This is a genomic window from Nodosilinea sp. FACHB-141 (genome assembly GCF_014696135.1).
Lineage (GTDB): Bacteria > Cyanobacteriota > Cyanobacteriia > Phormidesmidales > Phormidesmidaceae > Nodosilinea.
In genome coordinates, this window is sequence record NZ_JACJPP010000013.1 from 473493 (window position 1) to 498455 (window position 24963).

The 24963-nt window shown below is 56.2% G+C and carries 25 protein-coding genes, 1 tRNA gene and 1 pseudogene; 17 read left to right on the plus strand and 10 right to left on the minus strand.

The genetic code is table 11. The annotated features are described in order from the left end of the window. Positions 1-31 precede the first annotated feature (31 nt). The 8 genes from H6F59_RS15960 to glsA all read left to right on the plus strand — a co-directional run bounded on the left by H6F59_RS15960 (position 32) and on the right by glsA (position 10077). A tRNA-Ser gene (locus tag H6F59_RS15960) sits at positions 32-121 on the plus strand. Positions 122-260: 139 nt separating this feature from the next. Then, positions 261-3266, plus strand: a complete 3006-nt coding sequence (locus H6F59_RS15965; RefSeq protein ID WP_190701995.1) for an AAA family ATPase — start codon at positions 261-263, stop codon at positions 3264-3266. Between the two features lie 252 nt (positions 3267-3518). Further along, entirely contained in the window at positions 3519-3650 is a 132-nt protein-coding gene (locus H6F59_RS26785) for a hypothetical protein (protein ID WP_277882429.1), read from the plus strand. 96 nt (positions 3651-3746) lie between these two features. After that, a complete protein-coding gene (locus H6F59_RS15970; protein ID WP_190701998.1) occupies positions 3747-4703 on the plus strand; it encodes an RNA polymerase sigma factor, RpoD/SigA family in 957 nt (318 codons plus the stop codon). 218 nt (positions 4704-4921) lie between these two features. Next, on the plus strand, positions 4922-6631 hold the full coding sequence (ureC, locus tag H6F59_RS15975; protein WP_190702001.1) for an urease subunit alpha: 1710 nt from the start codon (positions 4922-4924) through the stop codon (positions 6629-6631). A gap of 711 nt (positions 6632-7342) precedes the next feature. Further along, positions 7343-7663, plus strand: a complete 321-nt coding sequence (gene trxA, locus H6F59_RS15980; protein WP_190514528.1) for a thioredoxin — start codon at positions 7343-7345, stop codon at positions 7661-7663. A gap of 237 nt (positions 7664-7900) precedes the next feature. Beyond that, the gene (locus tag H6F59_RS15985; RefSeq protein WP_190514527.1) at positions 7901-8965 is read left to right on the plus strand and encodes a TIGR00730 family Rossman fold protein; all 1065 of its coding nucleotides are present in this window, start codon (positions 7901-7903) and stop codon (positions 8963-8965) included. A gap of 125 nt (positions 8966-9090) precedes the next feature. Beyond that, entirely contained in the window at positions 9091-10077 is a 987-nt protein-coding gene (gene glsA, locus H6F59_RS15990) for a glutaminase A (protein WP_190702006.1), read from the plus strand. Positions 10078-10089: 12 nt separating this feature from the next. Here glsA and H6F59_RS15995 read toward each other — a convergent pair whose 3' ends face one another. The 3 genes from H6F59_RS15995 to H6F59_RS16005 all read right to left on the minus strand — a co-directional run bounded on the left by H6F59_RS15995 (position 10090) and on the right by H6F59_RS16005 (position 12601). Continuing rightward, positions 10090-10773, minus strand: coding sequence for a ferritin-like domain-containing protein (locus H6F59_RS15995; protein ID WP_190702009.1), 684 nt, complete (start codon positions 10771-10773; stop codon positions 10090-10092). A 198-nt stretch (positions 10774-10971) separates the two neighbouring features. Next, complete coding sequence (locus H6F59_RS26790; RefSeq protein WP_190702014.1) at positions 10972-11541, minus strand: hypothetical protein; 570 nt, start codon at positions 11539-11541, stop codon at positions 10972-10974. 118 nt (positions 11542-11659) lie between these two features. Continuing rightward, complete coding sequence (locus tag H6F59_RS16005; protein ID WP_190702017.1) at positions 11660-12601, minus strand: glycosyltransferase family 9 protein; 942 nt, start codon at positions 12599-12601, stop codon at positions 11660-11662. Between the two features lie 147 nt (positions 12602-12748). On the opposite strand from H6F59_RS16005, the gene ispD reads away from it, so the two are divergent. Then, entirely contained in the window at positions 12749-13441 is a 693-nt protein-coding gene (ispD, locus tag H6F59_RS16010; protein ID WP_190702020.1) for a 2-C-methyl-D-erythritol 4-phosphate cytidylyltransferase, read from the plus strand. A 47-nt stretch (positions 13442-13488) separates the two neighbouring features. Here ispD and psb30 read toward each other — a convergent pair whose 3' ends face one another. Next, a complete protein-coding gene (gene psb30 / locus H6F59_RS16015) occupies positions 13489-13620 on the minus strand; it encodes a photosystem II reaction center protein Ycf12/Psb30 (RefSeq protein ID WP_073606726.1) in 132 nt (43 codons plus the stop codon). Positions 13621-13852: 232 nt separating this feature from the next. Here psb30 and H6F59_RS16020 point away from each other — a divergent pair, with 232 nt between their 5' ends. The 3 genes from H6F59_RS16020 to H6F59_RS16030 all read left to right on the plus strand — a co-directional run bounded on the left by H6F59_RS16020 (position 13853) and on the right by H6F59_RS16030 (position 15138). After that, positions 13853-14209 carry a YkgJ family cysteine cluster protein gene (locus tag H6F59_RS16020; protein ID WP_190702026.1) on the plus strand — a complete coding sequence of 119 codons (357 nt, stop codon included), beginning with the start codon at positions 13853-13855 and terminating at the stop codon, positions 14207-14209. Between the two features lie 208 nt (positions 14210-14417). Then, positions 14418-14771 (plus strand): TMEM165/GDT1 family protein, encoded by a 354-nt coding sequence (locus H6F59_RS16025; protein WP_313887228.1) that lies wholly within the window; start codon positions 14418-14420, stop codon positions 14769-14771. Positions 14772-14856: 85 nt separating this feature from the next. After that, positions 14857-15138, plus strand: a complete 282-nt coding sequence (locus H6F59_RS16030; protein ID WP_190702029.1) for a TMEM165/GDT1 family protein — start codon at positions 14857-14859, stop codon at positions 15136-15138. Between the two features lie 6 nt (positions 15139-15144). Here the strand turns inward: H6F59_RS16030 and H6F59_RS16035 are convergent, their stop codons facing one another. From H6F59_RS16035 to H6F59_RS16050, 4 genes are all read right to left on the minus strand, one after another. Further along, complete coding sequence (locus tag H6F59_RS16035) at positions 15145-16068, minus strand: L-lactate dehydrogenase (RefSeq protein WP_190702197.1); 924 nt, start codon at positions 16066-16068, stop codon at positions 15145-15147. 204 nt (positions 16069-16272) lie between these two features. Further along, on the minus strand, positions 16273-17037 hold the full coding sequence (locus H6F59_RS16040) for a 1-acyl-sn-glycerol-3-phosphate acyltransferase (protein WP_190702200.1): 765 nt from the start codon (positions 17035-17037) through the stop codon (positions 16273-16275). 172 nt (positions 17038-17209) lie between these two features. Then, complete coding sequence (gene tadA / locus H6F59_RS16045; protein WP_206755214.1) at positions 17210-17767, minus strand: tRNA adenosine(34) deaminase TadA; 558 nt, start codon at positions 17765-17767, stop codon at positions 17210-17212. A gap of 202 nt (positions 17768-17969) precedes the next feature. Beyond that, positions 17970-18284, minus strand: coding sequence for a Mo-dependent nitrogenase C-terminal domain-containing protein (locus tag H6F59_RS16050; protein ID WP_190514518.1), 315 nt, complete (start codon positions 18282-18284; stop codon positions 17970-17972). 488 nt (positions 18285-18772) lie between these two features. Between H6F59_RS16050 and H6F59_RS16055 the strand changes: the two genes are divergently transcribed. The 5 genes and pseudogenes from H6F59_RS16055 (at position 18773) to H6F59_RS16070 (ending at position 21330) form a co-directional block, all read left to right on the plus strand. Next, positions 18773-19042 (plus strand): YciI family protein, encoded by a 270-nt coding sequence (locus H6F59_RS16055; protein ID WP_190514517.1) that lies wholly within the window; start codon positions 18773-18775, stop codon positions 19040-19042. A 182-nt stretch (positions 19043-19224) separates the two neighbouring features. Continuing rightward, positions 19225-19383: pseudogene (locus H6F59_RS27670) on the plus strand (helix-turn-helix domain-containing protein); the annotation flags it as partial. 45 nt (positions 19384-19428) lie between these two features. Beyond that, a complete protein-coding gene (locus tag H6F59_RS27355) occupies positions 19429-20067 on the plus strand; it encodes a DUF4115 domain-containing protein (protein WP_397193888.1) in 639 nt (212 codons plus the stop codon). Positions 20068-20145: 78 nt separating this feature from the next. Further along, the gene (tatC, locus tag H6F59_RS16065) at positions 20146-20928 is read left to right on the plus strand and encodes a twin-arginine translocase subunit TatC (protein WP_190702037.1); all 783 of its coding nucleotides are present in this window, start codon (positions 20146-20148) and stop codon (positions 20926-20928) included. A gap of 183 nt (positions 20929-21111) precedes the next feature. Beyond that, positions 21112-21330 (plus strand): hypothetical protein, encoded by a 219-nt coding sequence (locus tag H6F59_RS16070; RefSeq protein ID WP_190702040.1) that lies wholly within the window; start codon positions 21112-21114, stop codon positions 21328-21330. 78 nt (positions 21331-21408) lie between these two features. Here the strand turns inward: H6F59_RS16070 and H6F59_RS16075 are convergent, their stop codons facing one another. Both H6F59_RS16075 and pcrA read right to left on the minus strand, forming a co-directional pair. After that, entirely contained in the window at positions 21409-22095 is a 687-nt protein-coding gene (locus H6F59_RS16075) for a tetratricopeptide repeat protein (protein ID WP_190702043.1), read from the minus strand. A gap of 472 nt (positions 22096-22567) precedes the next feature. After that, positions 22568-24922 (minus strand): DNA helicase PcrA, encoded by a 2355-nt coding sequence (gene pcrA, locus H6F59_RS16080; protein ID WP_190702046.1) that lies wholly within the window; start codon positions 24920-24922, stop codon positions 22568-22570. Positions 24923-24963 lie beyond the last annotated feature (41 nt).

Sequence of the window (24963 nt, forward strand, 5' to 3'; positions counted from 1 at the left end):
TGTCTGCTAAACTAACGAAGAACTACTTCTTGGAAGCGTGGCTGAGTGGTCGAAAGCGCCTCCCTGCTAAGGAGGTAGGGGAGTAAACCTTCCCTCGTGGGTTCAAATCCCACCGCTTCCGTATTTTGAGTCTACAAAAGCAGCTGGTATGAGTGCTCATACCAGCTGCTTTTGTCTATAAACTAATAGCTTTTTAAAGATACAGGAGTACTCAAGGTTCTCCTGTACTGTAGGCTGAGAATGATGGTGCTAATGTACCCATGATTCCCAAGCACATTGCCCTCAAAAATTTTCTCAGCTATCGCAACGCCAGCCTAGACTTTAACGGGCTGCATGTAGTCTGCGTGGCGGGGCCCAACGGCGCGGGCAAATCGTCGCTGCTGGAGGCGATCGCCTGGGCTCTCTGGGGCCAGAGCCGAGTAGCGGCCGATGACGATGTCATCCACCAGGGCGAGATGGAGGCCCAGGTGACGTTTCAGTTTCACCAGGGTGACCATACCTACCGGGTGATGCGTAGCCGCCACCGCAGCCAGGGCACTAGTCTAGAGTTTCAGGTGCACACCGAGGAAGGCTGGCGGGTGCTGACCCAGCGCGGGGTGCGGGCCACTCAACTCTTGATTTGCCGCCACCTCCGGCTCGACTACGACACCTTTATTAACTCCGCCTACCTGCGCCAGGGCGGGGCCGACGACTTTATGCTGAAGCGGCCCGGCGAGCGCAAACAAATTCTGGCCGATCTGCTCAAGCTCCACCAGTATGACCATCTGGCTGAGGGCGCAAAAGAGCAGGCTCGCCAAGCCAAGGCCGAAGCTACCCTACGTCAAACCCAGTTCGACGAACTCACCACTGCCCTGGCCGACTACGAACCGACCCTCCAGCGCCAGGCCCAGCTCCAGCAAGAGTTGCACGATATCGATCAGGCCCAGGAGCGCGATCGCCAGCAGCAGCAGCAGCTTCGCACCCTTGAGCAAACCCACTACGCCTACGATCAGCAGCTTCAGATGCAGCGACAGCAGCGGCAGCACCTGACGGCTCTTTTGCACCAAACCGAAACGTCTCTGGCGGCGCTGACCCGCGAGCAGCACCAGCATGACCAGCGTTTGGCTCAGGCCGCCGAGATTGAGACCGGCTTAGCTGAACTGACGGAACTAGAGGCAGAGGATGCTCAGCTCAACCAGCACTTTCAACGCTACCAGGCGCTAGAGGCGCAGCGTCAGAGCTTAGAAGCTGAGTGGCAAGCCCAGTCGGCCGAGGCACGCATGCGCCTAGGTCAAACCCAGCTCCAGTTGGCGGCCTTACAAGCCCAGATTGCCGATTTAGACGCGGCTCTACTGCAAAGCGAAACCGTTGATGCGGCCCGCCAGCAGTTTCTCATGGCCAAAGCCCGCCTCAAACATCTAGATGCGCTGCAGCTTCAGGCTGAACCCTTACAACAGCGACGACGACAGCTAGAGGCCGGGCTACAGCAGGCCCAAACCCGGCTTCAAACTCGGCTCGAAGAACTCGCCGCCGCTGCCCAGCAGCTCCAACAGGACCAGGTGAACCCGCCTCAACTAGTAGCGACTGCCCAGGAGGTGTCAAAGACCCTGAGCTATCTAGAGCAGCGCCGGGCTTACCAGGAGCAGGTGCGCGAAAAGGGACTAGAGCGGCGCAGCTTTATGGAGGTGCTTCAGTCTAATCAGCGCGCCTGCGAAACCCAGATTGCTCAAATTGGCCAAAAGCTAGGCATGCTGTCTCAACCGGAGGCCGTCTGCCCCCTGTGCGATCGCGCCCTCAAGCCTCGTCACCGCGCCCTGGTTGAAGGTCGTCATCGCCAGCAGCAGCAAGAACTGCAGGAAGAGATTTGGGTCATTCGCGAGCAGCTAGCTGTTTCAGAGCGCGAAATTCAGGTGCTGCGGCAGGAGTATCGAGCGGTCGAAGCCGAACTGGAGGCCTACGCCCCAGTGCTTCAAAAGCAGGGCCAGCTCACAGCAGAGATGGCCTCCCAAGCCACCGTCCACGAGCGGCTTCAGGCCCTAGAGGCCGAGCAGCAGCGCCTAGAGCAGTCCCTAACCGAGAACCAGTACGCCCTCGACCTACGCACGGAGCTGCACCAGATCAACAACACCCTGGCCCAGCTAGCCTACGACGATCGCGACCATGCCCTGACCCGGGGCCAGGTCAATCGGCTGCGCTGGGCTGAGATCAAGCACCACGAGCTCGTCCAGGCAAAACGCAGACGGCAGCAGCTCGAGCGGCGGCAGCAGCAGCTTAAGGCCGACCAAACTGCCCTTGAGACTGACCTGGCCCAGCTTCAGGTTGGCACCCAAGGCCAGGCCTTAGCGGCAGCCCAAGCCGCCCTTGAGCAGTTCAGTTACCGCATTGACCATCACCAAAAGGTGCGCCAGGCCATGCTAGCAGCCCAAGTCTGGCGACAGCGCCACCGGGAGCTAGAAGCAGCCCGCCAGCAACAACCCCAGCGACAGGTTCAGATCGAGGGACTTCAGGCCCAGGAGCGGCAGCAGCGCCAGGAACTAGAGCAGTTGAGCGCAGCGATCGCCGCCCTAGAGGAGCAGCACCAGGCCTTAGCCTACGATGCGAATGCTCTAGAACAGTTAGAGCGGGCGATCGCTGCCCGTCAGCACCAGCGCGATGCCCTGCTGGCCCAGCTAGGTGCCCTGGGCCAGGCCCGCCAGCACCTCGATGACCTGCACCAGGGGCTAGCCCAAAAGCAACAAGAGTTGGCCGCCGTACGCCAGCGCCAGCGGGTCTACCAAGAATTAGCACAGGCCTTTGGCCACAACGGCATCCAGGCGCTGATGATCGAAAACCTGCTGCCCCAGCTAGAGGCCGAAACCAACAACCTGCTAGGCCGCCTGAGTGCTCACCAGCTTCATGTGCAGTTTGCTACCCAGCGGGCCACTAAGCGCGGCCAAGGGGTCATCGACACGCTAGATATTCTGATTGCCGACGCCCAGGGCACCCGCCCCTACGAAACCTACTCGGGCGGCGAGGCGTTTCGGGTCAACTTTGCCCTGCGGCTAGCCCTGGCCCGACTATTAGCCCAGCGATCAGGCTTAGCGCTACAGCTGCTCGTCATCGATGAAGGCTTTGGCACCCAGGATCAGCAGGGGTGCGATCGCCTAATTGCAGCCATCAATGCGATCGCGGCTGACTTTGCCTGCATTCTGACCGTTACCCACATTCCCCATTTTCGAGCGGCCTTTCAAACCCGCATCGATGTGACGAAAACCCCTCAGGGATCGCAGCTCTCTCTCTCAGCCTAGAACTAGCTCAGATTCCGTAAACCTTTAAGTAGCTTCTCAGATTTTTATTAACATTCTTTTTAGATTTTAAGAATTTCCCCTTTGGTCAGTCCAGAAATATGTCTTCTGGAATGCAATATGACCCAGTCAATCGCCTTAATCTATAGGGGTAAGAGCCTACGGGACCAAGGAGGACTGAGTATTAATAACCATTCACGACCTCCTTCATAAATGTTACAGTTGTTTACATATTCCATTAACAACCTTTTACCTATGAGCTTTGTTGGACCCCTTTTAGAAGTTGGTATTGCTGCTGTTGCTGCCGGTCTCATTCTCAAGCGTCAGGCTGAGGAAGCGGCTCTAGAGTCTGAGCCTATTCCAGTGCCGGTGCGCTCTCGCCGCTAGGCTTCGAGCCAACCGTCATCCCTGTGCTAGACAACTACTGCTTTTCTGGGCTTTGAGCCCTGCCGTTCCCCGTCGCTCTCTCCCCACTGTGCCGCTATGAGAACTGTGCAAAATTCCACCGACCTAGTTCGCACTTACCTAAAAGAAATCGGTAAGGTGCCTCTGCTCACCCACGAAGAAGAGATCGTGCTGGGTAAGCAGGTGCAAAAGCTGTCGGCCTTAGAGGCTAAGCGGCAGGTTTTAGAAGAGACAGCCGGCCACGGTCTGACCCTAGAGCAGTGGGCCAGCGCGGTCAACATGCCCCTACCTGAACTCAAGGCGATTGTGCGCGATGGCAACCTAGCCAAGCGCAAGATGGTAGAAGCCAACCTGCGCCTCGTGGTCTCGGTGGCCAAGAAGTATATCAAGCGCAACGTCGACCTACTGGACCTGATTCAGGAAGGCACCATCGGTATGCAGCGCGGGGTGGAAAAGTTTGACCCCACCAAAGGCTATCGTTTCTCTACCTACGCCTACTGGTGGATTCGCCAAGCGATTACCCGCGCCATCGCGGAGAAAAGCCGCACCATTCGCCTGCCCATTCACATCACCGAAAAGCTCAACAAGCTCAAGAAAGCCCAACGCACCCTGTCTCAGCGTTACGGGCGAGCGGCCACGGTGGCTGAGCTAGCCATCGAGTGCGACCTGACTGCCAAGCAGGTGCGCGACTACCTAGAAAAGTCTCGCCAGCCCCTCTCCCTAGACCTCAAAGTGGGAGACAACCAGGACACCGAACTGGGTGAACTGCTCGAAGACGATGGCCCTTCGCCAGAAGACTTTGCCACCCAGGTCTCACTGCGCCAGGATTTGGAGCGGCTGATGGGCGATCTGACTCCCCAACAGCGAGAGGTGCTTTCCCTTCGCTTCGGTTTGTCCGACGGCAAGACTATGACTTTGGCCAAGATTGGTGATCTGCTCTCCATTAGCCGTGAGCGAGTGCGCCAGATTGAGCGCGAAGCCTTGACTAAACTGCGCAAGCGCCAGTCTGACATCCGCGAATACCTAGCTAGCTAAGGAACTGCGCTTCTTGCAGGGTTGCAACGCGCATCCCATTGAACTTATAGCCTGAGGGAAAATCCCCTCGGGCTATCTTTTTGGCCTTGGGCAGAGTGCTGGGCGGAGGGAGGGCTTCTGCGCGCCAAGTTTGACAACCGTAGCCCAATTGACCAAACCGGGGAGATCCCGCATTCTAGAGTGGTTCTAGCTAGATTCGCCCCAACTGAGGAGTCCCCATGAGCTATCGCATGGACCGCCGTGCCTATGCCGAAACCTTCGGCCCGACGGTGGGCGATCGCATTCGCTTAGCCGACACCGAGCTCATCATCGAAGTCGAGCAGGACTTTACCACCTATGGGGACGAGGTGAAATTTGGCGGCGGCAAAGTTATCCGCGATGGCATGGGGCAGTCGCCGATCGGACGCGACGCGGGCGCGGTAGATATGGTGATCACCAACGCCCTGATTTTGGACTGGTGGGGCATTGTTAAGGCCGACATCGGCATTAAAGACGGCAAAATCGACAAAATTGGTAAGGCGGGCAACCCCTACATTCAAGACAATGTCGACATCATCATTGGCCCCGGCACCGAGGTAGTGGCTGGAGAAGGCATGATCGTCACCGCTGGGGGTATTGACAGCCACATTCACTTCATTTGCCCTCAGCAGATCGACACCGCGATCGCCTCCGGCATCACCACCATGATCGGCGGCGGCACCGGCCCTGCTACCGGTACCAACGCCACAACCTGCACCCCTGGCGCCTGGAACATCTGGCGCATGCTGCAAGCCGCCGACGCCTTTCCCATGAACCTAGGCTTTTTGGGCAAGGGCAACAGTGCTCAGCCGGAAGGATTGGCGGAACAGGTGAAAGCCGGCGCCATGGGCCTCAAGCTCCACGAAGACTGGGGCACCACCCCTGCTACCATCGATACCTGTCTTGGAGTAGCCGACGAGTACGATGTCCAAGTGGCGATCCACTCCGATACTCTCAACGAGGCGGGCTTTGTCGAAGATACCATTGCCGCCTTCAAAAATCGGGTGATTCACACCTACCACACCGAAGGGGCTGGCGGTGGCCACGCGCCGGACATCATTAAAGTGTGCGGCGAGGCCAACGTGCTGCCGTCGTCGACTAACCCCACCCGGCCCTACACCCGCAACACCCTCGACGAACACCTCGACATGCTGATGGTGTGCCACCACCTCAGCCCCAGCATTCCCGAAGATATTGCCTTCGCCGAGTCGCGCATTCGCCGCGAAACCATTGCCGCCGAGGACATTCTCCACGACCTTGGTGCCTTCAGCATGATCTCTTCCGACTCCCAGGCCATGGGCCGAGTGGGGGAGGTGGTGATTCGCACCTGGCAAACCGCCCACAAAATGAAGGTGCAGCGGGGGCCGCTAGCGGAGGATTCTGATCGCAACGACAACCACCGGGCCAAGCGCTACGTGGCCAAATACACCATCAATCCCGCTATCACCCACGGCATCGCTAACCACGTAGGTTCTATCGAAGCGGGCAAACTAGCCGATATTTGCCTATGGCGGCCTGCCTTTTTTGGGGTGAAGCCCGAAATCGTGATCAAGGGCGGTTTGATTGCCTGGGCGCAGATGGGCGATGCCAACGCTAGTATTCCGACGCCGCAGCCGGTACACATGCGGCCTATGTTTGGCAGCTACGGGGGGGCGATCACTGCCACCTCCCTCACCTTTATTTCTCAAGCTGCGATGGATCTGGGCATTCCTGAACAGATTGGCATCGCTAAATCTACCGCTGCTGTGGCGAACTGCCGCAGCCTCAGCAAGGCCGACATGAAGCTCAACGCCTATCAGCCCCACATGGAGGTCAACGTCGAAACCTACGAAGTGCGAGCTGATGGCGAATTGCTGACCTGTGAACCGGCTGAGGTTCTACCCATGGCCCAGCGATACTTCTTGTTTTGATGCCGTTGAATCAAAACAAGTCCCAACGGGTCGAGCTAGGGTTGGCAAGCAGCTGCTGACGATAAGGGCGATCGCTCAACTGAAAAACACCAGTAATTAAGCCAAAAATTTGTTGGAAGGCATCTACAATGGCCTAGATGCCTCAAAGTAGAATAACGGCAAACTGAAGCTCGTACCCAGGCAGTTGAGGCAGAGCAAATGACAGCCAGCAGCAATCCATTAGGGTCATTAGATAACCGGACAGATCGGGCCGGAGCACGGGGCGACAAAACGCTGTCTAAGCCGGCATTGGTAGTTGGGACTAAGCTAGAACGCAGTTATAGACAGTGGTGAGGTCACCTGCTACATCCCAAAACGCCTTAGCATCCGACCTTGAATCACTACGCAAGTTCCCCAAAGCAAAAACAACTTGTAGCTATCATAAGTTTGTTGCGAATGTCATTAAGCAGTGGCAGATTTTCAAGTGTCCACAGTACAATAAAATGGTACTGAAACCTTTGTTTCAGTTCACTCCTCACACCACACTCCGCCCAGGCCATTGGTCTGGGCGGTTCCTTATTTAAAGGACCTTTAGCCCGAAAATGCTGAAATATGGCTAGTTTAGCCGAGTTAGCACCCATCCCCTCGGTAGATATTGATCCCTCGCCTAAGAAGCCGGGGATTGGCTATGATAAGATTGCGTGTGGTTAATAACGGCAAGGAACACAAGGCATGGCAGCCGCTCAGGTAACAGACTCTACGTTTAAGCAAGAAGTTCTTGAAAGCACCGTTCCCGTACTGGTTGATTTCTGGGCTCCCTGGTGTGGCCCTTGCCGTATGGTGGCTCCGGTAGTCGAAGAAATTTCTGAGCAGTACGACGGCCAAATCAAAGTCGTTAAGGTCAATACCGACGAGAATCCGAGCGTGGCCAGCCAGTATGGGATTCGCAGCATCCCCACTCTGATGATTTTCAAAGAGGGGCAGCGGGTTGACATGGTAGTGGGCGCCGTACCCAAAACCACCTTGGCAAACACCCTTGAGAAGTATCTCTAAGCTCACCTTTCTCTGCCTAAAGCTACTCAAGACCAGCCGCATGGCGTGACGGGGGCGATCGCTTCAACCTTTGCACCAAGTTTCAGCAGAGGAACGTCGTCGCAGGTTTAGTCACTAGCTTATTAACATCTGATACAGCCCTCTAGCGTTGGTTAGTCTCTCGCTAGAGGGTTTTTGCACGGCAGGGGGCAAAATTGTCGCTAGAATAGGGTGCTGCCTCTATGGACCCAACGGCGTATGGTTGCGCTTCCCTCAAATTTACCCTCTAGCCTTCAAGCCGATTTGGCCGCGGTGTTTGAGCAATTGTCTCACTTAGAGCATGGCAAGCTCATTCGCCAGGTGCTAGAGACCATTCTGCGGATGATGGGACGGGAGGCAGACCGACTCGACTGGAAGATTTTGAATTCTGCTTTGCTGGATATGGAGCAGGGATTTCAGGTCTTTTACCCCTACCGGCATACCCGCAAAATTACTATCTTTGGCTCGGCTCGTACAGGGGCGATCAGCCTCGATTATCAACTGGCCGAGAAGTTTGCCAAGCAGATCACCGAGCTGGGCTTTATGGTTATGACCGGTGCTGGGGGCGGCATCATGGAGGCGGGTAACGCCGGAGCTGGTGCAGAGCAATCCTTTGGATTAAACATTCAGCTACCCTTTGAGCAAGGCGCTAACCCAGTGATGGAGGGCGACCCTAAGCTGATCAATTTCAAGTATTTCTTTACTCGCAAGCTGTTTTTCCTGCGCGAAAGCGATGCCCTGGTGCTGTTTCCAGGAGGGTTTGGCACCCAAGACGAAGCCTTTGAGTCGCTAACGCTTATTCAGACTGGCAAGGCCGACCCCATGCCCGTTGTCATGGTCGATCATCCTGGCGGTAACTACTGGCAGGGGTGGGATAGCTACATTCGCGAGCACCTGCTGAGCCGAGGGTTAATTAGCCCCGACGACCCTAGCTTGTACACCATCACCGACAATGTCGATGACGCCTGCCACGCCATCAGCAGTTTTTATCGGGTATATCATTCCTGTCGCTATACCAGCGATCGCCTCATCATTCGTCTCAAGAGCGATCTCCCCGATGGCGCTGTCGACCTGCTTAACCAAGAATTTGGCGACGTTTTGGCCAAAGGAAAAATTGAAAAGTCTGCCGCCCTAGCCGAAGAGCAGAAAGACGCAACTGTCGCTTTGCCACGGTTAGTGATGCACTTCAACAACCGCGACTTTGGCAGGCTGCACCAGTTGATCTGGCGGCTCAACGACCTAGGCGACCATCGTCCCGAGGCCCAGCACCCCGAGCAGAAGTAGGTGATGTCGGTGGGTGGATGGATAGGCGGGTGGTCATCCCTCCTCTATTTCAGCGTGTTTTCACGCTAGTAATTCTTCACTCCTGCACTTGCCTATTCACTTACCCACTACCCACCGACTCCCCAATGACCCAGGTTCAAGCGTTTTTGGAGCAGCTTTACCACAAGTTTAAGGGAGTTTCTGAAGGGCGAGTAGCGTCTTATATTCCCGAGCTGGCGCGGGCTAACCCCGACTGGTTTGGCATTAGCATTGTCACCCTCGACGGCCGCACCTACGAGGTCGGGGATGTGGCGCAAAAATTTACCATTCAATCGATTTCAAAGGTGTTTGTCTACGCCATGGCCCTAGAGGACTATGGCCGGGAAAAGCTGCTCAAAAAAGTGGGGGTGGAGCCCACTGGGGATCCATTCAATTCCTTAATTCGGCTAGATGAGGACTCTAAGCGCCCGGATAACCCAATGGTGAATGCGGGAGCGATCGCCACCACCGGACTGATCCCAGGCAAAGACCCCGCAGAACGCCTCAACCGGCTGCTGGCCATGTTTCAGCGCTATGTTGGCGACGAGGTATTTGTCGATGTATCGACCTTCATATCGGAGCGCTCCACTGGCCACCGCAACCGGGCTATGGCCCACCTAATGCTCAACTTCGGCATGATTGACCAGCCCATCGATGAAGCGCTCGACCTGTACTTTCAGCAGTGTGCGGTGCTGGTTACGGCCCATGACCTGGCAGTGATGGCCGCCACTCTAGCTAACCAGGGCGTTAACCCCATCACTGGGCAGCGGGCAGTGGGGGCCGAGCATGTGCGCGACATTCTCAGCGTTATGTATACCTGTGGCATGTATAACTTCGCTGGGGAGTGGGCCTTTCGGGTCGGTATTCCGGCCAAGAGCGGGGTCTCAGGCGGCATTCTCGCCGTCGTGCCAAACCAGGCTGGCATCGCCGTGTTTTCGCCGCCCCTCGACAGTCGCGGCAACAGCGTTCGTGGGCTCAAGGTTTTTGAGGCTCTGTCCCGAGAATACGGGTTTCATCTGTTTGACCTGTCTTTGGGCCACTGCCGCTTTGCCCAGGCTATTCAACCCGTAGATGCCGTAGCCTTAGATGCTTAGCCCCCTGATTGCTCACACCAGGGATAGCTCTGGCTTTTGACCGGGCTGCACCAGGCTGGGCCGTTCTGTGGCGGGCTTAGTGACAAACTCCACCACTTTGCCCAAATCCTTGAACATCTTGCTTTCGATGTCGCGGCGATAAGCCTCGACGACTGAGGTGGCACGGAAGTAGCGCAGCGCGTCAGTGAGGTACTGCACATGGCGTTCCTCATCCTTGAGCACTGATTCGAGCGCGGCCCGAGTGGCGATGAGATGGTCAGGTAGAGCCTTGAGAATGCAGCGAAAGCCCCGTACCCCCAGTTCTTCCGCTAGCAACACGCTGGCCAACAGGTGGGGCAAGGGGGCAGCCGCTAAATCATCGACCTGGTGATAACGCCGCATGGAGGACTCGCCCACGCTAGAAAGCGAGTGCTGGGCAGCTTCGCTGTCTAAATCAATAAAGTAACCCTCGCGCTCAACGGCCTTGGTAAAGATCTGAGCGTGACGCACCTCATCGCTGACGTGGCGCTGCATCTGCTCATCAAGCCAGAGAGGGATCTCGGCTGCTTTGGCAGAGCGAATGTGGGCGACGGTGCGACTACCTTCAGCCTCTTGCAGCGCTAGGGAGGCAAACAGGTGAGGCCGCCGCTGGGGATTGGCGGTGCTCTGGCTGTAGTAAATGGCGCTAAAGCCGATGAATAAATAGTGCTGGAGCATGGCGAGGAGAAATTTGGGGCATGGATCCTGTTGGCTATTGTAGAAACTTCTGACTGTTTGTGCTGCCTGTTTAATGCATGAAGCCGCAGCGACCTAAGTCACTACGGCTTTGAAATTATTGAGAACAAGGTTCAGCGGACAATTATTCCGGTTCGCCCACCAGGCCAGTTGAGGTTGCCGGCCCAATACACTCATTCTCTAAGCTAAATCCTCTTCCTCATCAAGGCCGGCGCTCACGGTTGCAACCGGGGATGGGGGTTCAGCGGGATCTGGGGGCTCAGCTGGGGCCGGCGGACCGCTGGGGGTTGGAGGCTCAACTGGGGCTGGCGGACCACTGGGAGTGGGAGGTTCAACTGGGGTAGGGAAGGGAGGTGTTATGGGTGGGGCAGGAACAGGCGAAATGGCGGGCTGCGGCTCTGGTTCCGGAATGCCCAGCTGCTGACGAGCCTGGGCTAGCAGATAAGATGTGCTCGACTGAACGGTATCAAGCAGGGCCTGACCAGTAGAAGTCATCGATTGGGCGTCAGTGCTGGGGTCTTTTTCGCTGAGGCCAATGTACCAGGCGCGGGTGCTGCGCCCTAGGCCAACCGCAGTACGGTAAAACCATTCGGCCCCCACAAAGGCTAGGCAAACAACTAGCCACAGCAGCAGGCCCACTTCGCGCAGAATATCCCAGGTGCGGGCAAGGGCTTTCTTGTAAATGTCGCCTGTGTCGGTGGAAAACAATAGCTGGCTAACAGTATTGGCCTGCTCTTTGATCGTATCCATAGGTTTAACTCTCTAATAGCTGGGCACGGTTGGGGTAACGATAGCCCTCTGCTGACATAGTAGGTGTGGAGTCTATAGGGTGGCTATGGCAGGGTTAGCCCCAGACCAAGCTGGACTATTATGCCCCCTCGCTCCAGACTTTTTTAAGCACCTGATCGGGGGAAATGTCGGCCAAAGTACCGGTGGAGGAGGTTAGGGTAACCAAGCGATCTGCGCCTGCGGTGATGGTCTGGACTTGGCTATTGCCAGAGAATAGCCCCAGGGTGTAGACGTTGAGGGCGATCGCCAGCGGTAGAGGATATCCCTCTACCGCTATCAATAGGTTAGCGGCGGCAATCAATGCTGCCGTCTGTCCTGGGGTTTCAGGTCGCAAAACCTTAAGATTAGGGACGGCACTGGCGATCGCAGCGGTTTGAGGGGCCGCATCGTCGGTTTGTAGCAAGGCCAGAGGCATATCGGGCTGGCGCTGCTGAAAGTCTTTGAGGATGGCGATCCAGCTTTCAGTGGGGTAGGTGGGGCCGCTAGCAGTGGTGCCGGGGTACACCAACACATAGCCATTTGTGAGCCCGTTGCCCTGACGCAGGTTGTCTACGACGGTCAGGTCTTTGCGGGGAACATTCACGGAAAGGGCAGGAGGCGTACCGGTGACGTTGATCAGCTTAAGCAGATCGCCGTGGTGATCTATCTCAGCGGCGCGGGGAGCCGTTGAGGTTAGCAGCAAGTTGTTGGCAGACCCGCTGTAGCCCAAACGAGTGGGCACACCACTCAGCCACAGCAGCAGGGCAATGGACCAGGAGTCGGTCAGGGTGAGGGCAACATCGAATTCGCGATCGCGCACAATCCCTAACAGGTTGGCCCAGTCGGCAGGGCTGTTACTGGCCTCAAAGTTGTAGGGCACAACTTCGTCAACCCCCTTAGAGAGCTGGTAAATAGCTGTAGCGCTAGGGGCCGCAACTACTGATACCTCAGCGTTTTCGAAGCTATCTTTGATCTGATTGATGACCGGAAAGAAGCTCAGCTGCGTCTCCGTTTCTCCTGGAACAAGAGCCAGTACCCGCATATGTTACGTCCATGCCTGTTCGCAAGTATTGTAGTGGAACCTGGCCAAGGTTTAGGGGATATATGGCTTACAAAATGAATTAAATTTCACCACAGGGAATAAAAATCCCCCAATTTGCTCAGCCCGTTATGGTTTTGCCCTGTGTCTATGTCCCCTGTTCATGTGCTTATCCCCGCCGCCGGCAGCGGTCGTCGCATGGGGGCCGATCGCAACAAAGTGCTCCTCGATCTGCTTGGGCTTCCCATCATTGCCTGGACTTTAAAAGCCGCCGCTCAAGCCGAGGCTGTGGTTTGGATCGGGGTGATTTGCCAAGCGGGCGATCGCCCCACCCTAGAAACCATTGCCAATTCGCTGAACCTATCCAAACCAGTGGCCTTCATCGACGGCGGCACGACTCGCCAGGAGTCGGTCTATAACGGGCTGCAAGCGCTGCCCACCGAGGCCACCCGCGTGCTGATCCACGATGGCGCGCGCTGCCTAGCCACCCCCGACCTGTTTGATCGCTGCGCCGCTGCCTTAGATACCTGCCCCGGCTTAGTGGCAGGGGTACCCGTCAAAGACACGATTAAAATTGTGGATGCCAGCCAGCGAGTTGAGACTACCCCCGATCGCCAGCAGCTATGGGCCGCCCAAACCCCCCAGGGCTTCGATGTGGCTTTGCTGAAGCAGTGCCATCAGCAGGGCATTGAGCAAGGCTGGAGCGTCACCGACGATGCCGCTCTGTTTGAGAAATGTGACCTGCCGGTGCAGGTGGTGCCCGGTGAAGAGACTAACCTCAAGGTGACGACGCCCATGGATTTAGCGATCGCAGAATTCATACTAAAACAGCGCCTAGGTTAGCCAAGAGGCCTCCCCAAGCGCTGCTTTTAGATTCCAGAATTTTGGTTCTAGAGGTCGCCGCCGCGCAAAAACAGCAGAAACACGATCACTGGGCCAGCGATGACAATCATGGCAAGCATGGTCAGCTGGGCAATGAGCTCGAAATTAATATTGCTCAAAAAACCACTCAGAAAGCTCATGAAACCTCCCAACACAAGGCGACTGGACTGATATAAACTTCATTACAATCCCAGAAGTAGAGTTTTGCCCATAGAAAAGCTACAGACCCCGCTCTGGGCTTGGCGTAAAGCTTGCTTATTCGGAGCTTATTTTACCTGCTAACGCCGCCCCTATTTTAGATAACTTAACAAAATTCTAAGGCAGCACCTGTGCCTTTCCACCGCTAGGCCTGAGACGGCCGAAGGAAATTCAATGGCCACCTGGCAATGTGTCAAATCCTGTGGGGCCTGCTGCTTCTTGGCCCCCGAGGAGCGCCCCGACCTCGACTCCTATCTCGAACCCGATCAGCTAGCGCTGTATCTGAGCATGGTGGGAGAAGACGGCTGGTGCATTCATTACGATGCGGGCGATCGCCTCTGCACCATCTACTCCGACCGACCGAGCTTTTGCCGAGTTACCTTTAGCACCTTCGAGACCATGTTTGGCATTGAGGCCGACGAGCTTGATGACTTTGCGATCGACTGCTGCCAGGAGCATATTGCTGATATCTATGGCGAAGCTAGCCCGGAGATGGAGCGGTTTAATCAGGCGGTAGGGGTAGAAGAGTGATGGATAGGGGATGGGGAAGGCGAGGAAGATGCGGGAGTAAGGTGATGAGGATGAAGGAGTGGGAAAGATGAGAGGGCTGGGGTTGCGGTTTAGTTAACTCTTGCAGATAATGAAAGCATTATGAAATATTTGGCAGTAATCAACGGTCTTGGCGTTGCTCTGTGCCCAGCCTTGTTGACCGCTCAGCAAACCTGCCTTTTACCCTATTGTGTCTATCTCTAGCTCTCTTCCCCCATCTTCTAGCGCCGTCGAAGCCAAGCCTTCTGCCACCTTGAGTCGAGCGGCCTTTTGGCGGGTTTTTGGCTCTACGTTTATCACTATTTTTTTGGCTGAGCTGGGTGACAAAACCCAGGTGACTACGCTACTCATGAGCGCCCAGTCTCAGGCACCCTGGATCGTTTTCTTAGGTGCTGGCACTGCCTTGATTAGCACCAGCTTGATTGGCGTATTGCTGGGGCAGTGGCTAGCCCGCCGCGTTTCCCCTGCCACCTTAGACACTGCCGCTGGCACCATGCTCATCGGCATCACCGTCTGTCTCCTTTGGGACATCGTCCACCTCTAGCCCAACCCCTCACTTAAAGTGGGCCCATAGACACCTCCCATCTCCCCTACCCGTCCACTCCCTCACCCCATTACTCCCCCGCCCCATGGACTGGAATCTCCTGGCCGTCAGCTTTACCGCCGTGTTCATCTCAGAGCTAGGGGATAAAAGCCAGCTGGCGGCGATCGCCCTCGGCGGCAGCTCAAAGTCTCCCCGCGCCGTATTTTTAGGCACCGCCGCTGCCCTGCTGCTGGCCAGCTTGCTAGGGGTAATTGTGGGAGAAGGCACCGCCCAAATTTTGCCAGAGCGATTGGTTAAAGCCGTTGCCGCCATTGGGTTTGCCCTGCTGGCCGTCAAGCTTCTGTGGCCCGCAGCCAGCGACAATTAAGAGGGGTTAAAACTCAATCTGGTCAATTACACCTCGCAGGGTCTGAGCTGAGTGCTGAAGCAGCTCCTCCTCATGGGGGCTGAGCAGCATATTCAACCGCCGACTCACCCCAGTGCGCCCTACCACCGCAGGCACACTCAAACACAGGTCTTGAACGCCAAAGATTTCGTCGACCACGCAGCTCACCGTCAGCACGCGGTTTTGGTCGCGCACGATCGACTGCACAATCTGCGTTACCGCTAGGCCGACTGCGTAGTTGGTATATCCTTTGCGGCGGATGATTTCGTAGGCAGCGTTTTTGGTCTGCTGAAAAATCTCATCCATGGCCTGGCGATCGCCATCAGCCATCCCCTCGTGGTAGAGGGGGGTGCCGCAGACATTGGCATGACTCCAAAACGGCACCTCACTATCACCGTGTTCGCCAATGATGTAGGCATGCAAGCTGCGCGGGTCAATGCCCAGGCGACGCGATAGCAAATACCGAAACCGTCCCGTGTCCAGTACTGTCCCGGAGCCAAATACCCGCGCCTTGGGCAGTCCCGACAGCTTCCAGGCGGCGTAGGTGAGCACGTCTACGGGGTTAGACACCAACAACAAAATGGCCTCAGGGCAATGAGCGACAATATCAGGAATCAGTTTTTTGAGAATTTCGACGTTTTTTTGCACCAGCTCCAGGCGAGTTTCGCCTTCTTTTTGGGCTGCCCCAGCGGTGATCACCACCACGTCGGCCCCAGCAGCATCAGCCATAGTGCCCGCCTTAATCAGCGTCGGCTCGACGAAGGACATACCTTGCTCTAAATCCATTACCTCGCCGATCAGCTTGTCCTGGTTGATGTCCACTAGCACCATTTCATCCAGCACATTTTGGATCATCATCGCGTAAGCGCAGGCCAACCCCACCTGACCAGCCCCTATAATCACCCCCTTCAGCGGTCGTAGCGGGTCGGTTCGCAGGTCGGTCAGCGGATTGGAGGTAAAAAGGCTATCAAACATAGGAAGGACATCCTGGTTTACGGGCCAATGCCTTTAATAAACCACGGTCTAGTTAGATTGCCCTTAATAAATCACGGTCTAGTTGGATTGTCCTGTCCTCAGCCCTTCACCTCAACGGCATCAGCGGCTGTTAGGGAGCTGCTAGGACAGTACGAAGGGTTGCGCCGCAGCGCTGGCTTGGCGGGCAGTGACCAGGCTTTCTAGGCAAGTCTTGAGATCTTTGGTGAGCTGGGCAGCCCCAGCTTTGAGCGCTTCGGGAGAATCCTCACCCTGGAGGTAGGTCTGGACAGCTAGCGGTGCGCCGATGTTAATTTGAGCCGAGCTACGCCAGCCTGGATAGGCTGCGCCATAGTAAAGGTCTACTGGCAGCACCTGCACTCCCAGGCCAGTTCTAGCAGCCTCGGCCTGTACCGCCAATCTAGCTAGGCCGGGCTTGAGGCCGTGGATTTTGTCTTCTCGACGAATGCCACCTTCGGGATAAATCACCAGCATTTCGCCCTCCAGCAGCAACTCAATGCCGTGGCGCAGGCTGGCTACCGTGGGCCGCCGCACGTTGACCGCAAACCCTCCTAAACGCCGAATGAACCATCCCTGAAGACCCTTGACCTCATCAGCGGTAACCATGAAGCGCAGGTCGCGGCCGGTAACGGCTCGGCCGGTAGCGTAGGGCAGCAAAATCGAATCCCAGCGGGCTCGGTGGGTAGGGGCCAAAATGACTGGTCCAACGGTAGGCACATGGTGCTGCCCTGTAATGGTGATAGGGCCAAAGTAGGCGGGCACCACCAGGCGGCGGCCGAGAAAATAGGCTAAGGGAGTCAGCACTGGCGAGCAGCGCGATTGGGCAGGGGCGATCGCCCCGCCCTTAACCAACCCAGCCGACGATTCAGGAAGCTCAGAGGATTTCATAGGAAGGCGTAATACAGGAGCCATGATCAGCTAAATCCCAATAGTGCCGATGTTAGGCATTCCCAGTATGCCCGTCGCTAGCTACCACACAGCCTGCGATCGGAAACAAAATGGGTCTGACCCTGGTCTACATGCTTTACCCTACAGCCCTCGCTAGAGGACGCAACCTGGCTCAGGACAGTTCAGTTGGTGTCATGGTGAGAGGAGGTCGGCGCTGTTCTTGGCGGCGCTGCTGAAACCATTGCTGCAGCTGCTGACGACAAGGTTCGGCCAAAACGCCGGTCACCACCCTTAGCCGATGGTTAGAGGCGGGCCCATCGGGCAGATTTAGCACCGATCGCACTGCTCCCGATTTGGGGTCGTGGGTACCGTACACCAACAGCCCTAGGCGGCTCAAAACAATTGCTCCAGCACACATGGGGCAGGGCTCAAGCGTGACGTAGAGCGTGCACTCGTTGAGATGCCAGTTGCCCAACTGGTGCGCAGCCTGCCGTAACGCCAGCACCTCGGCATGGGCAGTGGGGTCTTGATCTTGCTCTCGCCGATTGCCCGCCTCCGCCAGCACCCTATCCCCAGGGCCAACCACTACGGCCCCTACCGGCACATCCCCCGCAGTTCCAGCGGCCTCCGCCAGTTCCATGGCCCGCAGCATCCAGCGCTGGTGGCGCAGTGTAGTCTCATCCGCCAGCTCGTGGGGAGGCAGGTCTTGGGAGGACAGGTCGTCGGGCATAGTAGGTCACTCAAGCAACCACATCGAGATTTAGCCTACCCATAGTAGACCAGAGCATTCTTCAAGCATTGCCTGCCCAAAATAAACCCCTCTGCAGACCCGGGGCCAGCGGAGGGGGTGAGATGTTTGGACGCAATAGTCTGTGGCTTTAAGCGCTGGCTAGGTGACCAGCCAGATAATGTGACGTTGATCAAGCCAAGGCTTAGATGTAGGCCGAAATATCTTCGCCGCACTCGTCGGCTAGATAGCAAAGAGCCCGAAATCGCAGCTCCACCAGTTCGTTGTAGAGGGGGTTGAGCTTGCAAAGGGGCGGAATGTGGGCCACCGAGCGGCCCAGCAGCACAATGTCGCGCTCAAAGGGGCACTGGGCGGGGATCAACTCTGCCACCTTGCGGGCGCGGCGAGGAGTCTCGACCCGTAGGTGGCTAACCCACTGGCGCAGCGGACGAAACAGGTCTAGGGGAGCTTGACCCACAGTGTGCAGCCCGTGACGGAGGGAAGATAGAAAGCGATTCATGGTTAAACCTCTCGCAAGTCCAACAATTGAGACTGTCTGAGAAACGGTCGAGCACTGAGTCTGGACTTGGTATGGAAACTCAATACTGGGTGGAGCGACCAGGGAACTAACTTAGATGTTGGTGAGCCTTTCGCTTACGCTAAAGAATTCCCTAAGCTATCGGGTAAAGCATCAACAAAGCTGATTAGATTTCCACTAAAGCTCAGGTAAAGAGTTACTTCATCAGGGTGCATGATAATTCCGGAAAGACTTGCCATATATGGAGTACAGATTATTTTTAGAGCAAAATTAGCGCAATAATATCGAGTAGTTTTACTGAAGGTGGCCTGTATTTAATTGTTCCAAGTAAAAATAAATTTTGCGTGAATGTCAGGACACTTTTCCAACCGGGCATACCACTTGTTGCCCCTCTCTAGGCAGCTCTTTTTTCTGTATAGGACACTACCTAATCTGATACCATCGGCGATGAACTTTTGAGGCACTGAGTCATGGCCAAATATGTAATGTGGGGCAGCTATTGTGAGGATGTGCTCGAAAAGCGTGCTCCCTTTCGAGCGGCGCATCTTCAGGGCTTGCAGCAGCAAAAAGACGACGGTCTGCTGGTAGCCCTAGGCCCAACTACTGACAACACCAAGGTATTCGGCATTTACGAGGCTGAAAGCGAGTCTGCTGTGCGGCAGTTGGTAGAGGGCGACCCCTACTGGCAAAACGGCATTTGGACAGAGTACAAAATCTATGCCTGGAATCAGGTGTTCTAAACGTGCCAGAGGTTTTCAACTGGCCTCGGCTACATTGACGGTCGTTTCCCATTAAAATGACCTCGTTCGGGTTCATCGACCAGGGCAAAGTTCCCCATAAATGTCTCCAGTGAGGTGCCGTGGCTAAGTTAGCTCCTACCCAAGTCGAGCAGCTCCAAAGTATCGGGGCGCACCTACGCCAGGTGCGTCAAGAGCAGGGGCTGGCCATCGACATGCTGGCCAACCAAATTTTTATCCGCCCAGCCCTACTAAAAGCACTGGAGTCGGGGCATGATGCTGAGCTACCTGAGCCAGTATTTATTCAAGGATTTATTCGCCGCTATGCCGAAGCCTTGGGCCTTGATGGTCAAACCATTGCTCAAGAATTTCGGGTGACGCCGGTGAATGTGCTACCGACCCCAGAGCTGATCGAACGGGTCGACACGAACGGCACTGCGGCACCGAAACCGCCTAGTCCTAGTCCTAGCCCTCGTCCTCAGATAAGCGATCGCACCCCTCCGGCTGCCTCTAGCCCAGCGGGACGATCATCGCTGCCGCTAGTGCTGAGCCTGGCTGCCCTGGCCGCAATTTTGGGGTTGGGGGCCTGGGGGCTATTTGGCCGCAGCAACGGGCCATCCCAAGCCAACAACGACAATTCAGGGGCGGAGACAACTCCTGAAACCGCCGGTACTGGCGCTGTAGCCTCGGCACCAGCAGAGACTACAACACCGCCAGAGGAACCGTCGGAGGCCGAAGATGAATCTAGTGCTCCCCTAGAAGCACCTGTGGTAGTCAGCGCTAATCTGAGCGATCGCTCCTGGCTGAGCGTAGTGGCCGACGGTGAGAATGTCTACGAAGGCGTTGCCGAGCAGGGCTTTGAAGAGACCTGGACAGCCGAAACTAGCTTGACATTGAGAACGGGTAACGCGGGGGGGGTAGAGCTGTCTGTCAATGGCGATCGCGCTGTCGTGATGGGTGCCTCTGGAGTGGTCAGAACTCTCACCGTGACGCCTGACTCGGGGGTAGAGAGCGTTGAGTCTCCCTAAGCTCGGCCATGATCCCAAGCTAGCGAAATCATGGGCTTACAATAGAAGCGATCGTCCTACTGCTCACCTGCCCAACTTATGACACCGCCCACCGAGCTTGAGAGCGCCACCACCGAGACGGCCATCCTTAACGGTGACACCGCTGACCTCGACGAAGTGCCCTACGATGTCGAGATGTCGCTGTTTGACCACCTGGAAGAACTGCGGCAGCGCATTTTTTACAGCCTGATTGCCGTTGTGCTGGCCATTGTGGTCTGCTTCTGGCAGGTAAGGCCTATTGTCAGCCTGCTAGAGGTGCCAGCCCAAGGGGTAAAGTTCTTGCAGCTGTCGCCTGGGGAGTACTTTTTTGTCTCCTTTAAGGTGGCGGGCTACAGCGGCTTGGTAGCCGCCAGCCCATTTATTCTCTATCAGATAGTGCTGTTCGTGCTGCCGGGGCTAACTCGGCGAGAGCGTCGGCTGGTGGGGCCGCTGGTGCTAGGGTCGAGCCTATTATTTTTTGCTGGGCTGCTGTTTGCCTATGTGGCGCTAATTCCGGCGGCGCTGAACTTCTTCATCAGCTATGGCGCCGATGTGGTCGAGCAGCTGTGGTCGATCGATCGCTACTTTGAGTTTGTGCTGCTGCTGCTGTTTAGCACTGGGTTAGCCTTTCAGATTCCAATTCTGCAGATGCTGCTCGGGCTGCTCGGCATTGTCAACTCTGACCAAATGCTGAAGGGCTGGCGCTACGTCCTTTTGGGGGCAGCGGTGCTAGGGGCAGTGCTCACTCCTTCTACTGACCCAGTTACACAAAGCCTGCTGGCGGGAGCGGTGCTGTTTCTCTACTTTGGCGGCATTGGGTTGGTGAAGGCGATCGGGCGATAGCGGTTAGGAGTGGAGGGCTCAACGGTATAGGGTTTAGAGTCTAAGGCCAGTGGCCAATCCTTAAACGCTGAAACTTTTAGCCTCAAACCGTTTTAGCGCACAAAGTCTAAGCTCTAGCTTTTAACCGATACCTTTTCCGCAAGCTTTCAGGTTAGGATCAAGCCGTCGCTACGGACTGACCTAATGTTTTTAGACGAGCTTACTCCCTTTGTGCAAGAGCTGACCGCTCACCCTGTGGCGTTTTTGGGTGGGCTAGCCTCAGGGCTGCTGCGGCTTAGTCTATCGGATGACCCTGTAAAAAGCTGGCTGCAGAACCAAGGGATTACACCCACAAGCGGAGATGGTGGTGGATGGGGAGGCAACGATCGCAACGGCGGTCCCCAAAGCATTTCAATTGATTAATTAGAAATAAATAACAGATGCACACTGAACTAGCGCTGGACTCGCCTTCCCTACTGAATTAGGTGTAAGGCACTACCGTTAGGCCCAACTCTGCTGGGGCAATAGCTCTTCTGCCCAACGATTGATCCGCTGCACTAGAGCCTGAAGTTGCTCGCTCGACTGACGGGCTGCCGCTGCTGTCAAGGCGCGGCGGTAGTCAGCGATCGCACAGTTCCAGTCGCCACGCAGGTGATAAGTACGGCCCCGCTCAGCATAGATAAACTCAGGCAGCTGGTGAAACATCAGCGCTTCGTCAAAGCAATCTAAGGCGCGATCGAGGTCGCCCATCTGCCGCAGGGTAGCGCCCATGTTGATGCGGGCGCGGCCGTTAAAAGGGTTGAGATCAACGGCCTGTTCGTAGTCGTCAAGGGCGGCGGGCAGGTCGCCGAGGGCCGCATGGCACATGGCCCGATTGTTGTGGGCTTGGTCGAGATCTGGGTTGAGATAGATGGCGCGATCGCAGTCGGCCAAAGCTGCGTAGGGTTGACCCAGCCACAATTGCACTAGACCCCGGTTGCTGTAGTACATGGCTCGCTGGGGATGGCGCTCAACCAGCTGATCTAGCAGGTGCAGCGCCTGAGAATACTGTTGACGTTTGACCGCTGCCGCCGCCAGTCGGCTGAGGGTATCATCGTCGGTGGTGTAAGACCCGGTCACCGAGTCGTGGGCCGTGGGCAGGGCCGCCGAGTCAACCGGGGGCAAGCCCGACGGTTGAAGGGGAAGCATGCAAACCAGAGGCTGTTGTGATCGGTAGATGTGCATGGTTTTAGTCCTGTTGTGTGCTCATAAACCGTTAAATCAATCTAGCGGGAGAGCAGAGGCTTAAAACCCCTAAGCTCGTGCCCTCAAAGCAGGAACTGTTTATAGAATCCCATCTTGGCTGATGGGTCCGGACGAACCTGTGGCAGTTCTCGAGCTGGCTAGGTCTAGCGGCGAAGGCCCACTGATAATCCAAACGAGATCTTCGCTGGCGCTATCTCTGTAATCCTGCCTGATGTCGCTATGGTCGCATCTCCCCCCTGGGGTCTAAACCGGAAAAAAACGGAGGTTAAACCTGCCTTTTGGCGGCTTAACCCCCGTTTAGTGCCATAACCTAAGGGAATATACCGAAAATCTACATGTAGTTTCTTGTGCTTAGGTAATGGCTTTGTAACCACCTGAGTATTTATCGGGCATTCAGCAGCATTTGAAGCGCTATTTACTCAGCCCGCTGCAGTGCCGAGATCTTGGGGTCAACAATTTTACGGCCCTGACCAGGAAAGTTGATCGCCAGGCAAATCTTGTTGCCTGCTCCAAATATGTGGGTTACTTCTCCGGCCCCGTAGGCTTTGTGCACCACCACATCCCCCACAGTCCAGTCTGACTCGTGGGCTCCGCTCCCCGGCTTGGCAGCGGCTTCGCTGCGATTGCGGGCTTCGCGGATAGGGGTGCTCCACTTTTGGGGCAGGCCCGTGGTGCTGTTGCCAGTGACGAGATCGAGGGGCAACTCGCCCAAAAATAGCGAAGGGCTAGCGGGTTCGCGACTGCCGTAGAGACGACGGGCGCGGGCATGGGAGATGAACAGGCGCTCCTTGGCGCGAGTAATGCCCACGTAGCAGAGGCGACGCTCTTCTTCAGTGGCGGCGGGGTCTTCGAGGGAGCGATGGTTGGGGAAAAGGCCCTGCTCTAGACCAACGAGAAACACCACGGGGAACTCCAACCCCTTTGAGGAGTGCAGGGTCATCAGCGACACCGCATTTTTGCCGTCTTTGTTGTCATCCATGTCAGAGGCCAGGGAGGCATTAGACAAGAAAGCTAGCAGCGATGGGTCGTCTACGTTTTCTTCTTCAAATTGCAGGGCGGCGTTGTAAAGCTCCTGCACGTTGCCAAAGCGATCGTCGGCTTCGTCGGTGCCCTCAGCCTTCAGGGCGGCCAGATAGCCGCTGTCTTCGAGTACTCCCTGAATAATTTCAGAGCCCTTTTGGTCATCCATGTCCTGGCGATACTTTTTGATTAGGTCGGCAAATTCCAGCACGCCTTTTGCCGATCGCCCCGCAAGAGTCTTCACCGAAGTATCATCGGCGAGAATCTCCCACAGGGGAATGCCACCCAGGGTCTGAGTCGCTTGTTCTAGCTTATCGATGGTGCCCTTGCCGACGCCGCGCCGAGGCACGTTGATTACCCGCTTGAGGCTGACGGTGTCGAAGGGGTTGGCGATCGCTCGCAAATACGCCAGCACGTCTTTAATCTCGCGGCGATCGTAAAACCGCAGCCCGCCTACCACCTGGTAGGGAATACTGTAGCGGGTCAGCACTTCCTCAAAGGCGCGCGACTGGGCGTTGGTGCGGTAGAGGATGGCAAAATTGCCCCAGTTCAGCTCCGGGTGCTGGGTTTCGAGATGGCGAATTTGGCTGATCACAAAGTCGGCCTCGGCGGTTTCATCCTCGGCTCGGTAGACGTAGATGCTCTCGCCCTCTCCCCGGGTGGCCCGCAACACCTTATCGATGCGCTCGGTATTGTTTTCGATCAGGTGGTTGGCGACTTCGAGAATGTTGGAGGTGGAGCGGTAGTTTTCCTCCAGTTTGACCATGCTGCGGGTGTCGTCGTCGGGCAGGCCATCGCCAAAGTCATCCTGAAAGTTCATCAGAATGGTGAAGTCGGCGGCGCGGAAGGAGTAAATTGACTGGTCGGCATCGCCCACTACAAACACCGAACGATGATTCCAGTCTTCGTAGGTGGCGATCGATTCACCGTTGGTAGCCAGCAGACGAATCAGTTCGTACTGGGTGCGGTTGGTGTCCTGGTATTCATCCACCAAAATGTGGCGAAAGCGCTTGTGCCAGTAGGCTAACACCTGCTCGTTTTGCTGAAACAGGAAAACCGGCATGAGAATTAGGTCGTCGAAATCGAGGGCGTTGTTCTCCGCCAGCGCCTTTTGGTAGTAGCGGTAGACATCGGCGATCACCCGGCCTCGGTAGTTAGGCTGCTCTTTTTCGAGTTCGTCGGGGGTGAGCTTTTGGTTTTTGGCGTTGCTGATGGCAAAGCGCACCGATCGCGGGTTGAACTTTTTGTCATCCAGATTCAAGGTTTGGGTGACGATGGTTTTGACCAACCCCTGGGCATCTGATTCGTCAAAAATGGAGAAATTCTTCGTCCAGCGGTACCCGGCAGGGTGCTGATACTTTTCAATGTCGAACCGCAGAATGCGGGCGCACAGGGCATGGAACGTGCCAATCCACAGATGCTTGGTAACGGTTTTATAGACCTGAGATCTCAGCTTGGTCTGCTCATACTGCGGCAAAGACGACAGGGCTTTGCCGTGGCGGGCCTGGGCATCCTGCTCAGCAAACAGCACCTCAATGCGCTCCTTCATTTCCTTAGCGGCCTTATTGGTAAAGGTCACCGCCAGAATATTGTCGGGATCAGTTTTGTGGGTGAGGACTAGGTTGGCAATGCGGTAGGTCAGCGCCCGGGTTTTGCCCGAACCCGCCCCCGCCACCACTAGCAGCGGGCCACAATAGTGCTCGACGGCCTGGCGTTGGGCGGGGTTGAGAAGGGCGAGAAAGTCAGTCATCAGTAGCCGAGGGTTTTTGCTTATTAAGTATGACACTGGCC

Excerpts from the sequence above, each read along its gene's own strand:
- H6F59_RS16020 (WP_190702026.1), top strand. The coding sequence starts at position 13,853 with ATGGCCACCTGGCAATGTGTCAAATCCTGTGGGGCCTGCTGCTTCTTG.
- H6F59_RS15995 (WP_190702009.1), bottom strand. The coding sequence starts at position 10,773 with ATGCTCCAGCACTATTTATTCATCGGCTTTAGCGCCATTTACTACAGC.
- tatC (WP_190702037.1), top strand. The coding sequence starts at position 20,146 with ATGACACCGCCCACCGAGCTTGAGAGCGCCACCACCGAGACGGCCATC.
- H6F59_RS16040 (WP_190702200.1), bottom strand. The coding sequence starts at position 17,037 with ATGAAATCCTCTGAGCTTCCTGAATCGTCGGCTGGGTTGGTTAAGGGC.
- H6F59_RS16005 (WP_190702017.1), bottom strand. The coding sequence starts at position 12,601 with ATGCGGGTACTGGCTCTTGTTCCAGGAGAAACGGAGACGCAGCTGAGC.
- H6F59_RS15965 (WP_190701995.1), top strand. The coding sequence starts at position 261 with ATGATTCCCAAGCACATTGCCCTCAAAAATTTTCTCAGCTATCGCAAC.
- H6F59_RS26790 (WP_190702014.1), bottom strand. The coding sequence starts at position 11,541 with ATGGATACGATCAAAGAGCAGGCCAATACTGTTAGCCAGCTATTGTTT.
- tadA (WP_206755214.1), bottom strand. The coding sequence starts at position 17,767 with ATGCCCGACGACCTGTCCTCCCAAGACCTGCCTCCCCACGAGCTGGCG.
- H6F59_RS16075 (WP_190702043.1), bottom strand. The coding sequence starts at position 22,095 with ATGCTTCCCCTTCAACCGTCGGGCTTGCCCCCGGTTGACTCGGCGGCC.
- H6F59_RS16030 (WP_190702029.1), top strand. The coding sequence starts at position 14,857 with ATGGACTGGAATCTCCTGGCCGTCAGCTTTACCGCCGTGTTCATCTCA.
- H6F59_RS15970 (WP_190701998.1), top strand. The coding sequence starts at position 3,747 with ATGAGAACTGTGCAAAATTCCACCGACCTAGTTCGCACTTACCTAAAA.
- pcrA (WP_190702046.1), bottom strand. The coding sequence starts at position 24,922 with ATGACTGACTTTCTCGCCCTTCTCAACCCCGCCCAACGCCAGGCCGTC.
- ureC (WP_190702001.1), top strand. The coding sequence starts at position 4,922 with ATGAGCTATCGCATGGACCGCCGTGCCTATGCCGAAACCTTCGGCCCG.
- H6F59_RS16055 (WP_190514517.1), top strand. The coding sequence starts at position 18,773 with ATGGCCAAATATGTAATGTGGGGCAGCTATTGTGAGGATGTGCTCGAA.
- psb30 (WP_073606726.1), bottom strand. The coding sequence starts at position 13,620 with ATGAGCTTTCTGAGTGGTTTTTTGAGCAATATTAATTTCGAGCTCATT.
- H6F59_RS16050 (WP_190514518.1), bottom strand. The coding sequence starts at position 18,284 with ATGAATCGCTTTCTATCTTCCCTCCGTCACGGGCTGCACACTGTGGGT.
- glsA (WP_190702006.1), top strand. The coding sequence starts at position 9,091 with ATGACCCAGGTTCAAGCGTTTTTGGAGCAGCTTTACCACAAGTTTAAG.
- H6F59_RS16070 (WP_190702040.1), top strand. The coding sequence starts at position 21,112 with ATGTTTTTAGACGAGCTTACTCCCTTTGTGCAAGAGCTGACCGCTCAC.
- ispD (WP_190702020.1), top strand. The coding sequence starts at position 12,749 with ATGTCCCCTGTTCATGTGCTTATCCCCGCCGCCGGCAGCGGTCGTCGC.
- H6F59_RS26785 (WP_277882429.1), top strand. The coding sequence starts at position 3,519 with ATGAGCTTTGTTGGACCCCTTTTAGAAGTTGGTATTGCTGCTGTTGCT.
- trxA (WP_190514528.1), top strand. The coding sequence starts at position 7,343 with ATGGCAGCCGCTCAGGTAACAGACTCTACGTTTAAGCAAGAAGTTCTT.
- H6F59_RS15985 (WP_190514527.1), top strand. The coding sequence starts at position 7,901 with ATGGTTGCGCTTCCCTCAAATTTACCCTCTAGCCTTCAAGCCGATTTG.